The organism is Vibrio algivorus (assembly GCF_030161215.1).
Lineage (GTDB): Bacteria > Pseudomonadota > Gammaproteobacteria > Enterobacterales > Vibrionaceae > Vibrio > Vibrio algivorus.
This window is the reverse complement of the sequence record NZ_BSPV01000006.1, coordinates 272,777-285,936: the sequence shown is the minus strand read 5'-3', so window position 1 is coordinate 285,936 and position 13,160 is coordinate 272,777. Positions and strand designations below refer to the sequence as shown.

Below are 13,160 nucleotides of genomic sequence, written 5' to 3'. Positions count from 1 at the left end.
TGTGAATATGTCTAAAGTCGCGTTAATTCAAATGACCTCAGGTTCCGATCCCCAAGGTAATTTGGTATTTATTGAGCAACAACTACAAGCAATGAAAGGCCAGCAAGTTGATTGGGTAGTCTTGCCTGAAAATGCCATTATTTTTGGTCACCGAGAGGATTATCATCAACACGCAGAAGTTTTAGGTAAAGGAGCTCTGCAATCAGCCTTAGCGAAATTAGCCAGTGACTATGGCGTTTGGCTAGTTGTCGGATCTTTTCCTGTTCGCATCGATAATGATGTCAAAACCACTTGCTTGGTGTTTTCCTCAGAGGGAGTGCTACAAGCGGATTACGATAAGCTGCATATGTTTGATGTTGATGTTAGTGATAGTCATCAGCGTTATCGTGAATCGGAAACCTTTCTGGCTGGTGAGAGAGTTGTGGTCACGCCAACCCCCTTTGCTAACTTAGGGCTCTCCATTTGCTACGATTTGCGCTTTCCAGAATTGTTTCAACAACTAACTAGAGACGGTGCCGATGTAATTGTGGTCCCAGCTGCCTTTACTTATGTCACTGGTAGGGCTCATTGGGAGCCTTTATTGCGAGCGCGTGCCATTGAAACCCAATGTTGGATTGTCGCAGTAGGGCAAACCGGAATTCATCCCTGTGGTCGCCAAACTTGGGGACACTCAATGGTGATTAATCCGTGGGGGCAGATAGTTGAATGTTTATCCGAGACAGCAGGCTATATAACCGTTACCATTGATATCAAGATTAACCAAGACATTCGACAACGCATGCCTGTGATGCAACACGCTCGATTTGTCCGCCAATTAAAACCTAAACAATAGAGTACCTATGACACTTACTAAGGTAGAAAGCGAATTATTAGCGCCGTCGGGATTAACCGATAGTGATATTCAAAAAACATTAGCGAGCATTGCCACTCGTCATATTGATTATGCGGATATTTACTTTCAGTCTAGCTGGCATGAGTCATTAGTATTAGAAGACAGCATTATTAAAGATGGTTCGTTTAACATTGATCGTGGTGTCGGTATTCGAGCGATTGCCGGTGAGAAAACAGGTTTTGCTTATTCTGATCAAATTGATATTAATGGCCTACAACAAAGCGCGATTGCGGCACGTGGTATTGCTCAACAAGGACAAAATGCCCAAGTTAAAGCCTTTACTCGCAGTGTGACGCCGCAAACCTATCAAGCGGTTAATCCACTAGAGAGTCTCGATAAGCAACAGAAAATTGAGCTATTAAAACAAATTGATGCCTACATTCGTAGCAAAGAGCCGTTAATCCAAGAAGTGTCAGTGAGCATTAGTGGTGTGTATGAGCAAGTGCTCGTTGCAGCAACCGATGGCACTTATGCGGGCGATGTTCGTCCATTAGTACGTTTATCAATTTCTGTCTTAACTCAACGTGGTGAACGTCGTGAACGTGGTAGTGCGGGTGGCGGTGGTCGTTATGGCTATCAAGCTTTCATGCAAACAATGGAAGATGGTAAAACTCAAGCGATTCATTTTGCTGATGAAGCGATTCGTCAGGCACTGGTTAACTTAGAAGCCGATGAAGCTCCAGCAGGTACTATGCCTGTCGTATTAGGTTCTGGTTGGCCGGGTGTACTATTACATGAAGCGGTGGGGCATGGCCTAGAAGGTGACTTTAATCGTAAAGAATCATCAGTATTTTCTGGCAAGCTAGGCCAAAAGGTTACCTCAGATTTATGTACGATTGTCGATGATGGAACCTTAAAAGATCTACGTGGTTCATTGAATATCGATGATGAAGGTGTAGAAGGTCAATACAATACGCTGATTGAAAATGGTGTATTAAAAGGCTACATGCAAGATAAGCACAATGCTGGTTTAATGGGCGTATCACCAACCGGTAACGGACGCCGTGAATCTTATGCCCATTTACCTATGCCGCGTATGACCAATACCTACATGTTGCCAGGTGAGCATACTCCAGAAGAAATCATTTCAACTATTAAAAAAGGACTTTATGCACCTAACTTTGGTGGTGGCCAAGTTGATATCACTTCTGGCAAGTTTGTGTTCTCAGCCTCAGAAGCTTACTTAATTGAAGATGGTAAAATTACGCGACCAGTTAAAGGCGCGACATTAGTTGGCTCTGGCATTGAAGCGATGCAGCAGGTTTCAATGGTGGGTAATGACTTATCAATTGATAAAGGTGTTGGCGTATGCGGTAAAGCTGGACAAAGTGTGCCTGTAGGAGTCGGTCAACCGAGCTTGAAGTTAGATTCGATTACGGTGGGTGGGACGCAATAAGACACGAGATACGGGGACGCTACGCACGGGAGCCGAAGAGCGAAAAGCTGTTTCGAGTAGCGTGTTACGTGTAGTGAGAAAATATTTAAAGTTTGAATTAAGCACTTGCCACAAAAATAAACCGGGACTGAGCATGCTTTTACTTTTTCCCGGCTCTCGAAGCGTAGCGCACTCGCTACTCGCAACTTTCTTTTATCTTTTAAAGCTCTTTCAACGCTTTCAAGATCTGAAAAATCTCTCTCGACGCTTTAGGTGGCTTATTGCCGCCTTTTTCTTTTTGCGCTTGGCGTGCGAGCTGACGTAAGCGTTGGCGATCCGCATCTGGGTGTTGTTCCATCACTTCTTCAATTGCAGGATCGATTTCAGTAATAATACGATCACGCATTTCTTCTAGCTTGTGTAGTTCTGCTGTTGCTTGCGAATGCTTATTGCGTAGACGATCGAGTTCCGCTTGAATTGGTTCTGGATCAATTTGACGCATTAGCTTACCAATGTATTGTAATTGGCGGCGTTTTGCTTCGTTTTTAAAACGTTGTGCATTGGCAATTGCTTCACGTAGGTCATCACCTAATGGAAACTTCTCTAAGGCAGAAGGTTTTAAACCTACTAACTCTTCGCCCAATTTTTGTAGGGCTTCCATATCTTCTTTCATCTCAGTTTTACTTACCCAGATGATTTCCTCTTCTTCTTCCCAAGGTGCCTTTTGGTTTTTACGAGCCATAATCTCTACTTATTTTTTTATTGGGGGATATTGGGCTATTTTAGCAAGAATTCTGGGGAGAAAGCGAAATTCTTGTTATCCTAGGGGAAATAATAGTGAAATAAATTAGATAAGAGTGGATATGGACGCAAAACAGCAAATCGCACAGCAAAAAATTGAATTGGAAGCCGCCGTCGCCAAAGCGTTGGAGACTGCGAAAGTCAGCGCCGATGCGGTTGAAGTTGCGATCACAAAAACCACTGGTATTAGCGTAACGACTCACGCTTGTGAAGTTGAAAATGTTGAATTTAATAGTGATGGTGCGTTAGGTATTACTGTTTACCGTGGTCAATGTAAAGGTAGTGCTTCTACTTCTGATTTGAGTGATCATGCGATTCAAAAAGCCGTAGCCGCTGCATTAGATATTGCTAAGTTTACTTCTCCTGACCCTTACGCGGGACCTGCGCCAAAAGAATTAATGGTGAAAGAGATCCCTGATTTGGATCTGTTCCACCCGGATGAGCCAAACCCTGATTATGCCTCTGAAATGGCGATTCGTGCTGAGAAAGCAGCATTAGAATATAGCGATAAAATCAAGCAAAGTGATGGCGCAAGTTACGATAGCCATTACGGTATAAAAGTATACGGGAATAGCCATGGATTATTAGTGAGCAATGCATCGAGCCGTCATAGCTTGAGTTGTAGCGTGATTGGTGCAGGAAAAACGGGTGAAATGGAGCGTGATTACAGCTATACCATTGCACGCCATAAAGATGATCTATGGACGCCAGAAAGTGTAGGCTTGCAAGCGGCTAAGAAAACTATCGACCGATTAGATGCCCGCCAAGTGAAAACCGGACAATTCCCTGTTCTATTCCAGGCAGATGTCGCAACTGGTTTGCTAGGTCACCTAGTGATGGCGATCAGCGGTGGTAACCTTTACCGTAAATCGTCTTTCTTACTTGATCGTTTGGATACACAGATTTTACCGAGTTGGTTTAATGTCGCAGAAAAGCCTCATGTATTACGTGGTTTAGCTTCTGGTGCATTTGATAGTGAGGGTGTCTACACCAAAGATGCCCAAATCATTAGTGATGGCGTGCTGTCTACTTACCTGTTAACTAGTTATGCAGCACGTAAGATGGGGATGACACCTACTGGCCATGCTGGCGGTATCCATAACTGGTTTGTTCAATCAACCGGACAAGACTTTGGTCAACTGGTTAAAGACATGGGCACTGGTCTTATCGTGACGGAATTGATGGGGCAAGGCGTTAATATGGTGACCGGTGATTACTCACGTGGTGCAGCAGGGTTTTGGGTAGAAAATGGCGTTATTCAATATCCTGTTTCCGAAATCACCATTGCTGGTAACTTGAAAGATATGTTCAACAATATCTCAGCAGTCGGCACGGATGTGGAAACGCGTTCGCAAATTCAGACTGGATCGATTTTGATTGATTCGATGAAGGTTGCCGGGGAATAGATAGACAATTCTCGAGTGCTCGTTTCTCGTAGCTAGGAAAAGATGAAAGAGCGGTTCCTAGTTACGAGTTTCTGGGGAAAAAGCCGTCATCCTGAAAAGCGACGTAGGAGCGCAGTTCAGGATCTCCAACCATTATAGGAGATTCCAAATAGTTTCTTCCTCACTTTGGAATGACGGTCTAAATTGATTCTCTCGATAGACGATCAGCGTAGCGTCCAAGCAAAGAGATCCGAAACTGCTCTTCCTAGAAACTAGTCACCTTCTTTAAATCATATTCATCTTTATCATCAAGGTCGCAAGGCCTAAGAAAGCTGACAATCCAACCATATCGGTGACGGTGGTTAGTGCCATTCCACCCGCGAGTGCTGGGTCGATGTTCATTTTCTTAAGTAAGATAGGAATGCTCACACCAGCAATACCTGCAGCCAGTAAGTTGGCTAGCATAGCAACGGCCATGATAATACCGAGTACTAGGCTGCTTTTCCAAAGCACCACAATTCCGCCAATAATACAGGCCCATAGCACACCATTGAGAAAACCAATTGCGGCTTCTTTTAATAGTAATGAGCGTTGGTTGGTATTACCGATATGACCTAATGCTAAGCCGCGAATAACCAGTGCTACGGTTTGATTACCGGCAACGCCACCCATGGACGGTACGATGGTCATTAGTACGGCAACTGAGGCCATTTGTGCCAAAGTTCCTTCAAACATGTTGGATACTGAAGCAGCAGCGAGTGCAGCTAGTACATTAGCACCAAGCCAAATACTACGGCGACGTACCGATTTAACCACAGGGGCAAAGGTATCTTCATCATCATCTAGACCCGCCATACTCATCATTGAGTGCTCGGCATCTTCACGGATAACGTCGACCACGTCATCGATAGTGATACGACCGACTAGTTGACCTTCTTCATTAACCACCGGAGCTGACACCCAATTACGACGTTCAAACAAGCTGGCTACATCCGTCGCACTGGTATAAACCGAAATTGCTTCATCGGCATCTTCTATTAATTCGGTGATTGGCGTATCGATTTGCGATGTGATGAGTGAGGTTAGAGATAAATGACCAATTAACTTACTTTCACTATCAATGACATATAAAGCATCGGTAGCTTCTGGTAGCTCACCTTTCATACGTAAATAACGCAAAACAACATCAACATCAACATCACTACGAATAGTAATAACGTCGGTGTTCATTAACGCACCGGCACTGTCCTCTGAGTAAGATAAGGCAGTTTCGACACGTTCACGATCTTCAGAGTCCATTTGGTCAAGGACTTCACGTGATACATCGTCTGGCAAGCTACGCAAGACATAGGCGACATCATCGGTGTCCATACCTTCGGTGGCTTCGGCCAGTTTCTCTGGGGCCATTTTCGAGACGATGCTGTCTTTAATGTCTTCGGAAAGCTCATCAAGGATTTCACCGTAATCTTCAGGATCAGTCAGTTGCCAGAGTACGTCACGGCTTTTGTGCGGAGAGGCTTCTAAAAGATGTGCAATATCCTCAGGTTCCATGTCTTGCAGTTGGCGACGAACATGGACAAAGCGACCATCATCAATGGCTTCGCTTACTTCTTGGAGGGTTTGATGGGTGAGTTCAAACTCTAGTTGTTCAGCCATGACACGCCTCCTAAATACACCTGAATGACATCTATAATATTTGAGGTGTGAATATTAGCTTAATTTAACGGTAAATGTCATAGCTTATAGTACTTTGAGAGCGGTATTTTTGCTTTGAATGGAAGACTAGGAGGGGAGGTTAAAATTTGATGAATGGCTATTTATTCTTCTTCATCAAATTTTTGTTCGATTAATGCACATATTGCGGATAGTGCTTGTTCGGCCTGGCTACCTTCCGCGGTGATATCAATATGCTGGCCTTGTGCTGAATCAAGCAATAATAGCCCCATGACACTATCAGCGGTTACTTCACGATCATCGGCGCTGATGGTGATGACTGCATCAAAACTTTGTGCCAATTCAACCAATTTAATTGCCGCTCGAGCATGTAAGCCTAAGCGGTTTTGAATTAATACAGTTTGCTGGCACTTAGTCTGTTGTTGGCTCATGAATGATGTTTCTCTAGGCTAGTATGACGAACTTGCACTTGATGACCCAGTGCTTTGAAATGCTCGCCAAGTTGTTGGGTAATATAGACAGAGCGGTGTTTTCCGCCAGTACAACCAATCGCCACGGTGAGATAGCTGCGATTATTTTTCTCTAATAGCGGTAGCCATTTTTTGATGAAGCATTCAATGCTTGATTGCAATTCTAGGACATCTGACTCTGCACCAAGAAAATCGATGATGGGTTGATCAAGCCCAGTCAGTGGTCTTAATTCTGGCACCCAGTGAGGGTTAGGTAAAAAGCGTACATCGAAAACATAGTCGGCATCATTTGGTAAGCCATATTTAAAGCCAAATGACTCAAAGACCATGACTAATTCTTTGGAGTCTCGGCCTTGTACCCGGATTCGAACTGTCTCACTTAATTCGTGCAAAGACAGGTTACTACTATCAAGCACTAAGTCAGCTTCTTCTTTTAGATTAAGCAGTAGATCTTTCTCTAATTGGATCGCTTGCTCAAGAGAGAGTTTTTCTTTGTGCATTGAAAGAGGATGTAGGCGACGGGTTTCACTGTAACGCTTGAGTAAGGTTGATTGGTCGGCATCTAAAAATAGAACATTAACATCATACGATTGCTTAAGGTTTTGTAGTGTCGTTGAAACCGCGGTTGGATCTTGCGGTAGGTTACGAATATCAATGCTTACTGCGACGTTTTGTTTGCTACTGCGAACCGAGGCGACAAACTCATCCAGTAAATTAACGGGAAGATTATCAACACAGTAGTAGCCAAGATCTTCCAATACGCGCAGAGCAACACTTTTACCTGCGCCTGACTGGCCGCTGACTATAGTGATATGTAATGGTTTAGACTGATCCGTATTCATTCATTACCAACCATGATGTTGTATAGCTCTTGGTCGGTTTGAGCGTGACGTAATTGCTTTAAGGTCGCTTTGTCGTTAAGTTTTTCTGCCATTAATGACAACGTTTTTAGGTGAGTTTTACATTGCTCATCAGGCACAAGTAGTGCAAAGAGAATATCGACAGGGCGGCTATCAATTGCATCAAAATCGACAGGTTGCTCGCATTGTAGTAATACTGCAATGGCTTGTTCACTATCTAGCATGCGACCATGAGGGATTGCGATACCATTACCGATACCGGTGGTTCCTACTTTTTCACGAGACAACATGCACTCAAATAAGCGATTTGAATCTAGGCCACTGTGCTGCGCTGCGATTTCACTAATGATTTCGAGTGCGCGTTTTTTGCTAGTGCACTGAACTGCGGCTTTAGTGCAGTCCAGTGACAATACTTCATTTAATTGCATAGTTAATGACTACTTAGTTTCTCTTTGTGTTTATTGAGTTGTCGAGTGAGTTTATCGACTAAATCATCAATTGAGGAGTACATGTTCTCACTTTGCGAGGAAGCATGAATTTCACCTTGATTGACGTGTAGTGTCGCCTCGGCGATCTGATCTAACTTTTCAACCTTTAGTACAACATGAGTGTTATTGATATGGTCAAAGAAGCGTTCTAGCTTTTGGAATTTGGTGTTCACATATTCGGTTAACGCATCGGTTAATTCGACATGATGTCCGGTAATATTCATTTGCATAAACTTTCCTCTTTAGTTAGATACTCAAATCACTTGAGTACTGCCTATCTTAGAATCAACCGATCTTAGAGTAGGCGTTTCCGTTGACTAGAAGGTGCAATGCCGAGCGATTCACGATATTTAGCGACCGTTCGTCTTGCTACTTGTATTCCTTGTTCAACTAAAAGGGCTGCAATTTTACTATCACTTAACGGCTTCTTGATGTCTTCAGCGGCCACTAGCTTTTTAATTAAAGCGCGAATTGCGGTTGATGAACACTCACCACCCGCTTCAGTGCTGACGTGGCTTGAGAAGAAGTATTTAAGCTCAAAAATTCCTTTTGGTGTATGCATATATTTTTGTGTTGTTACACGAGAAATCGTTGATTCATGCATATCGACATCGAGTGCGATATCGTTGAGAACCATTGGTTTCATCGCTTCTTCACCATGTTCAAAGAAATCTTGTTGATGTTCAACTATACAACGAGCAACTTTGAGCAAGGTCTCGTTTCGACTCTCTAAACTTTTAATCAGCCATTTGGCTTCTTGAACATGAGTGCGTATATATTGGCTATCGTTACTATTGCCTTTGCCTAAAGCAGCGTACTGTTGATTAACTTTTAAGCGCGGTACGCTGTCGGGGTTAATAGTAACCGTCCATTTACCTCTATCTTTAAACACAGATACATCGGGTACCACATATTCGATGTCATCACCCCCGACATGATTGCCAGGTCTAGGGTCGAGTTGTTGAATCAAGGTTAAAATTTGTTTTAGCTCATCTTCTTTCAGTTTAGCTTCTTTACAGATGAGTTTGTAATCTCGGTTACCTAAGTAATCAATATAATTGTGTAACACCATTTTTGCTTCATCGAGCCAAGGGGTGTCTTTTGGGTAAATAGCGAGTTGCAGCAATAAGCATTCTTGGAGATTACGTGAGGCGATACCGAGTGGATCAAACTGTTGAATACGTTTAAGTACCGCTTCAATCTCATCGAGCTCAATCTCATCATTGCCAAGGCTTTGCTGAATATCATCTAAGCTTTCGGTGACATAGCCGTATTCATCGAGACTATCGAGAATAGCAAGAGCTATGGTGCGGTCGGTATCACTAAAAGGGGTGAGCTCTAACTGCCATTCTAGGTAATCTTGCAGTGTTTGTGTGGTTTCACCTTGATAGACGGGGAGTTCGTCGTCGCTATTAATTCCTGTACTGCCAGTGTTAGCGCTGTAAACATCTTCCCAACTAGCATCAATACTAAGCTCATCGCTAATGGTTGATTGTTCGATATGCTCGGTACTATCTGGTACTTCAAGTTCATTGTCTTGTGCACTGATCGTATCTTGTTGGGTATGTTCCACTGAGTCGGTATTGTCGTTATTTTGATGGGCGTCGTCAGTTTGTTCGGTAAATTCGTCTTCGACTTCCAATAGTGGGTTGGAATCTAGGGCTTCTTGAATTTCTTGCTGTAAATCGAGTGTTGAGAGTTGCAACAAACGTATCGCTTGCTGTAACTGAGGGGTCATGGAAAGCTGTTGACCAAACTTAAGTTGTAATGATGACTTCATGCAATACTCAGAGCCTTTTGTTCTGGAATATCCTTATTCATGGTGTCTTGAATGATGCATAACGGCGATTCCTTCGCTCACATCATCCAAGTTGGCGCTAAAGAGCTGTTATAAGCGGAATTGCTCACCTAGGTATACTTTTTTCACTTGTTCGTTATTTAGGACTTCTTCTGGAGTACCGTTGGCGATCAAGTGGCCTTGGCTCACAATATAGGCGTGCTCACATACATCTAATGTTTCACGTACGTTATGGTCGGTGATTAGTACACCTAAACCACGGTCACGTAAGTGTTCAATGATTTTTTTGATATCAATAACCGAAATAGGATCGACCCCAGCGAAAGGTTCATCCAATAAAATAAATTTCGGGTTTGCCGCTAATGCGCGAGCAATTTCAACACGGCGACGTTCACCACCGGAAAGCGCCATCCCCGCACTTTTACGAATATGTTGAATATGGAACTCATCTAATAGTTCTTCTAAACGATCTTGCTTATCCGCTTTGCTTAACTCATCACGGGTTTGTAGTACTGCCATGATGTTATCTTCGACAGACAGTTTACGAAAGATCGATGCTTCTTGAGGTAAGTAACCAATCCCCATACGAGAACGTTGGTGCATTGGCAAAATACTGATGTCGGTTTCATCAATACTGATAGTACCTTCATCACGAGATACTAAGCCAACAATCATATAGAAAGAGGTTGTTTTACCAGCCCCATTAGGCCCAAGTAAGCCGACAATTTGGCCAGATTTTACTTCTAAGCCTACATCACTGACTACTTTTCGGTTGCCATAAGTTTTAGCCAGTTTTTCTGCTTTTAGAGTCGCCATAATTATTTCTGTTCCAATTGCGCAGGTTGAATCACCGTTGATACTCGCTCGCCATCGCCACTACTTGCTTTTAAGTTTTGGCTAGAAATATGGTAAGTGATCACTTTACCTCTGATAACGCTATCGTCTTGGTGTAATTCAGCATTAGTGGTCATCACAAGTTGGTCGCTGGCAACGGTATACACCAGAGTATTTGCCTGGCCTTTTAATAGCTTACCGTCATCGGTTTTTTGTGAGAAGTGAGAGGGTTTACCAAAGCCTTGCAATTCGGTGAGTTCACCGGTTTTGGCATCACGAAAAGCGATTAACTTATCAGCAGTCAAGATAATGCTGCCTTGAGTCAGTTTCACATTACCAATAAAGGTAACCTTGTTGGTTTTCATATCCAAATCTTGGCTATCAGAGCTAATATGGATTGGTTGTTCTTGATCGCTGCTCAGTGCCCATGATGAAGCGGAAGCGAATAAGCAAAACAATACACTAAGGTATAAAGAGCTACGGTGTAATATTTTCATAGGTACCTTGAACTTGATTAAAAAGCGTAGCGAGGTTGGTATCAAAGTTACCTTTCATCGCATTGCCAATATTTGTAAATTGGGGCCCAACCATTGTAACTGTGGTGTCGGTTGAAAAATCCTTGCTATTCAAATCAATGAGCATTTCTTCTGTAGTCATATGATCAAAGCTAGCGCCTTCAATCACATTACGTGCTACCACATTATGTTGTAGCGTCAATATGTGCTCTTTTGATAACACAGCAGTATCTGAAGTAATAACCCACTCTTCTGTACTGCCCTCTCGGTAAACCACCAACTTAGGTTTATAGAAGACAGTGTGGCCATCTTGCGCAAAGTGCTCTAAAGAGTCCGAGTACATTTTATAGTTACGCAACCCATCAATATCATAAGTCGTGTTAGTGAGGTTTTTACCGGTAAACAGTGGCGCTTCTAAACTCGGTGCAATAAGTTCTACGTCATCTGCCGATTGCTCATAAAGATAATAAGCCGACCAAGATGCCACAAAAATTAATAGTAAATAAATGAGTCTAGATAAGCTCATCATATACTGAGTCCTTGATACGCTTCGAGTTCATCTCTTGCCTGTAAAATTAAATCACATACTTCACGTACCGCTCCGTGACCGCCTTTAATATGGGTGACATAATTGGCGCGTTGCACTAATAATGGATGGCCATCAGCAACAGAGACTTGTAAGCCTACTTTTTCCATCACTGGCCAATCGATCAGGTCATCCCCAATATAACCAACCTGCTGTGGTGAAACCTTTAGTTTGTTCAAAATATCTTCATAGGCGATAAGTTTGTTATCTTGGCCTTGGTAGATAAGAGTGATGCCTAAAGCTTTCATTCGGTTTTCAACGATTTGAGATTGTCTACCGGTAATGATGGCGACTTCAATCCCTGCTTGCATTAATGATTTAACGCCATAGCCATCGCGAGTGTGAAAGGTTTTGAGCTCTTCACCTTGATTTCCCATGTACACCAAGCCATCTGAAAATACGCCATCGACATCACAAATTAATAGTTTGATGTTTTTTGCTATATTCATTATAGCCGTTGGAGCTTGTCCGTATGGGGTCGGTGTCATTTGGCTCATTACATTACTCCAGCCTTTAATAAGTCATGCATATTCAGTGCACCGACTAATTTACCATCTTGGCATAGCATTAAGCCATTGATACTTTTTTCTTGCATAATATTTAACCCTTCCACAGCCAGTAGATTGGGGGTTGCAACGGTTGGGTTCTTGGTCATGACTTGGCTAATTGGCGTGGTATGTACATCAATACGTTGATCGAGTAAGCGGCGTAAATCACCATCAGTGAATATACCAAGTAGCGTCATATCGTTATCGACAATTGCTGTCATACCTAATCCTTTTTGTGACACTTCTAGTAAAGCATCACGAATCAGTGCATCTTGTCCTACCGTTGGTAGCGCTGCCCCTGAATGCATAATATCAGACAGTTTAAGTAATAATTTACGGCCTAAAGCGCCACCTGGGTGCGATAGTGCAAAGTCTTCAGCGGTGAAACCGCGTGCTTTCATTAATGCAACGGCAAAGGCATCGCCCATCACTAAAGTGGCAGTAGTACTTGATGTTGGTGCAAGATCGAGTGGGCAAGCTTCTTCTGGAACCGTGATTTGTAGGTGTACGTCAGCCAGTTTTGCCATGTTAGATTCCGGCTTACCAGTCATACCTATAATGCGAATATGACGACGTTTAAGTACTGGATAAAGCGCGAGAATTTCTGAGGATTCACCAGAGTTTGAAATCGCTAATACAATATCATCAGAGCCTATCATACCGAGATCACCATGGCTTGCTTCTCCTGGGTGAACGAAGAATGCAGGAGTACCTGTGCTGGCTAAGGTGGCGGCAATTTTGTTACCAATATGACCCGATTTACCCATACCCATTACCACGACTTTCCCTTGGTTGTTAAGCACCATATCGCAAGCCTGTTGGAACTCGTCATTAAAATACTGTGCTAGCTGTTGTAGGCCTCGCATTTCAATTGATAAAACATCTTGGGCAACAGAGCGGTAATCAAAAGAAGTTGACATCAATGTTATTCCTA

At 43.0% G+C, this 13,160-nt stretch carries 15 protein-coding genes; 3 read left to right on the top strand and 12 right to left on the bottom strand.

Annotated elements, in window-relative coordinates; translation table 11 throughout:
* Positions 1-7 precede the first annotated feature (7 nt).
* Together QQJ93_RS10400 and tldD are read left to right on the top strand one after the other, a co-directional pair.
* Entirely contained in the window at positions 8-832 is an 825-nt protein-coding gene (locus tag QQJ93_RS10400) for a carbon-nitrogen hydrolase family protein (protein ID WP_089122287.1), read from the top strand.
* 7 nt (positions 833-839) lie between these two features.
* Complete coding sequence (tldD, locus tag QQJ93_RS10395; protein WP_089122288.1) at positions 840-2,288, top strand: metalloprotease TldD; 1,449 nt, start codon at positions 840-842, stop codon at positions 2,286-2,288.
* A 199-nt stretch (positions 2,289-2,487) separates the two neighbouring features.
* Here the strand turns inward: tldD and yjgA are convergent, their stop codons facing one another.
* Positions 2,488-3,009 (bottom strand): ribosome biogenesis factor YjgA, encoded by a 522-nt coding sequence (gene yjgA / locus QQJ93_RS10390; RefSeq protein WP_089122289.1) that lies wholly within the window; start codon positions 3,007-3,009, stop codon positions 2,488-2,490.
* Between the two features lie 121 nt (positions 3,010-3,130).
* On the opposite strand from yjgA, the gene pmbA reads away from it, so the two are divergent.
* Complete coding sequence (gene pmbA, locus QQJ93_RS10385; protein ID WP_089122290.1) at positions 3,131-4,474, top strand: metalloprotease PmbA; 1,344 nt, start codon at positions 3,131-3,133, stop codon at positions 4,472-4,474.
* 264 nt (positions 4,475-4,738) lie between these two features.
* On the opposite strand, the gene mgtE is transcribed toward pmbA, so the two are convergent.
* From mgtE to kdsD, 11 genes are all read right to left on the bottom strand, one after another.
* Positions 4,739-6,109 (bottom strand): magnesium transporter, encoded by a 1,371-nt coding sequence (gene mgtE / locus QQJ93_RS10380; protein WP_089122291.1) that lies wholly within the window; start codon positions 6,107-6,109, stop codon positions 4,739-4,741.
* A gap of 161 nt (positions 6,110-6,270) precedes the next feature.
* Positions 6,271-6,558 carry an HPr family phosphocarrier protein gene (locus tag QQJ93_RS10375; protein WP_089122292.1) on the bottom strand — a complete coding sequence of 96 codons (288 nt, stop codon included), beginning with the start codon at positions 6,556-6,558 and terminating at the stop codon, positions 6,271-6,273.
* Positions 6,555-7,439, bottom strand: a complete 885-nt coding sequence (gene rapZ / locus QQJ93_RS10370; RefSeq protein ID WP_089122293.1) for an RNase adapter RapZ — start codon at positions 7,437-7,439, stop codon at positions 6,555-6,557. The genes QQJ93_RS10375 and rapZ overlap by 4 nt, the downstream gene beginning before the upstream one ends.
* The gene (ptsN, locus tag QQJ93_RS10365) at positions 7,436-7,885 is read right to left on the bottom strand and encodes a PTS IIA-like nitrogen regulatory protein PtsN (RefSeq protein ID WP_089122294.1); all 450 of its coding nucleotides are present in this window, start codon (positions 7,883-7,885) and stop codon (positions 7,436-7,438) included. Before ptsN ends, rapZ begins: the two co-directional genes overlap by 4 nt.
* 2 nt (positions 7,886-7,887) lie before the next feature.
* The gene (gene hpf, locus QQJ93_RS10360) at positions 7,888-8,175 is read right to left on the bottom strand and encodes a ribosome hibernation promoting factor (protein WP_089122295.1); all 288 of its coding nucleotides are present in this window, start codon (positions 8,173-8,175) and stop codon (positions 7,888-7,890) included.
* 65 nt (positions 8,176-8,240) lie between these two features.
* Positions 8,241-9,683, bottom strand: coding sequence for an RNA polymerase factor sigma-54 (locus QQJ93_RS10355; RefSeq protein ID WP_431313596.1), 1,443 nt, complete (start codon positions 9,681-9,683; stop codon positions 8,241-8,243).
* Between the two features lie 150 nt (positions 9,684-9,833).
* On the bottom strand, positions 9,834-10,559 hold the full coding sequence (gene lptB / locus QQJ93_RS10350) for an LPS export ABC transporter ATP-binding protein (RefSeq protein ID WP_089122297.1): 726 nt from the start codon (positions 10,557-10,559) through the stop codon (positions 9,834-9,836).
* 2 nt (positions 10,560-10,561) lie between these two features.
* Positions 10,562-11,074 (bottom strand): lipopolysaccharide transport periplasmic protein LptA, encoded by a 513-nt coding sequence (lptA, locus tag QQJ93_RS10345; protein WP_089122298.1) that lies wholly within the window; start codon positions 11,072-11,074, stop codon positions 10,562-10,564.
* Positions 11,055-11,621, bottom strand: coding sequence for an LPS export ABC transporter periplasmic protein LptC (gene lptC / locus QQJ93_RS10340; protein ID WP_431313591.1), 567 nt, complete (start codon positions 11,619-11,621; stop codon positions 11,055-11,057). Before lptC ends, lptA begins: the two co-directional genes overlap by 20 nt.
* Positions 11,618-12,175 carry a 3-deoxy-manno-octulosonate-8-phosphatase KdsC gene (gene kdsC / locus QQJ93_RS10335; protein WP_089122299.1) on the bottom strand — a complete coding sequence of 186 codons (558 nt, stop codon included), beginning with the start codon at positions 12,173-12,175 and terminating at the stop codon, positions 11,618-11,620. Before kdsC ends, lptC begins: the two co-directional genes overlap by 4 nt.
* On the bottom strand, positions 12,175-13,146 hold the full coding sequence (kdsD, locus tag QQJ93_RS10330; protein WP_089122300.1) for an arabinose-5-phosphate isomerase KdsD: 972 nt from the start codon (positions 13,144-13,146) through the stop codon (positions 12,175-12,177). Before kdsD ends, kdsC begins: the two co-directional genes overlap by 1 nt.
* Between the last annotated feature and the right edge of the window lie 14 nt (positions 13,147-13,160).

Coding starts and splice junctions, on each gene's coding strand:
- mgtE (WP_089122291.1), bottom strand. CDS start 6,109: ATGGCTGAACAACTAGAGTTTGAACTCACCCATCAAACCCTCCAAGAA.
- ptsN (WP_089122294.1), bottom strand. CDS start 7,885: ATGCAATTAAATGAAGTATTGTCACTGGACTGCACTAAAGCCGCAGTT.
- lptB (WP_089122297.1), bottom strand. CDS start 10,559: ATGGCGACTCTAAAAGCAGAAAAACTGGCTAAAACTTATGGCAACCGA.
- QQJ93_RS10375 (WP_089122292.1), bottom strand. CDS start 6,558: ATGAGCCAACAACAGACTAAGTGCCAGCAAACTGTATTAATTCAAAAC.
- rapZ (WP_089122293.1), bottom strand. CDS start 7,439: ATGAATACGGATCAGTCTAAACCATTACATATCACTATAGTCAGCGGC.
- QQJ93_RS10355 (WP_431313596.1), bottom strand. CDS start 9,683: ATGACCCCTCAGTTACAGCAAGCGATACGTTTGTTGCAACTCTCAACA.
- tldD (WP_089122288.1), top strand. CDS start 840: ATGACACTTACTAAGGTAGAAAGCGAATTATTAGCGCCGTCGGGATTA.
- kdsC (WP_089122299.1), bottom strand. CDS start 12,175: ATGAGCCAAATGACACCGACCCCATACGGACAAGCTCCAACGGCTATA.
- kdsD (WP_089122300.1), bottom strand. CDS start 13,146: ATGTCAACTTCTTTTGATTACCGCTCTGTTGCCCAAGATGTTTTATCA.
- lptA (WP_089122298.1), bottom strand. CDS start 11,074: ATGAAAATATTACACCGTAGCTCTTTATACCTTAGTGTATTGTTTTGC.
- QQJ93_RS10400 (WP_089122287.1), top strand. CDS start 8: ATGTCTAAAGTCGCGTTAATTCAAATGACCTCAGGTTCCGATCCCCAA.
- hpf (WP_089122295.1), bottom strand. CDS start 8,175: ATGCAAATGAATATTACCGGACATCATGTCGAATTAACCGATGCGTTA.
- yjgA (WP_089122289.1), bottom strand. CDS start 3,009: ATGGCTCGTAAAAACCAAAAGGCACCTTGGGAAGAAGAAGAGGAAATC.
- pmbA (WP_089122290.1), top strand. CDS start 3,131: ATGGACGCAAAACAGCAAATCGCACAGCAAAAAATTGAATTGGAAGCC.
- lptC (WP_431313591.1), bottom strand. CDS start 11,621: ATGATGAGCTTATCTAGACTCATTTATTTACTATTAATTTTTGTGGCA.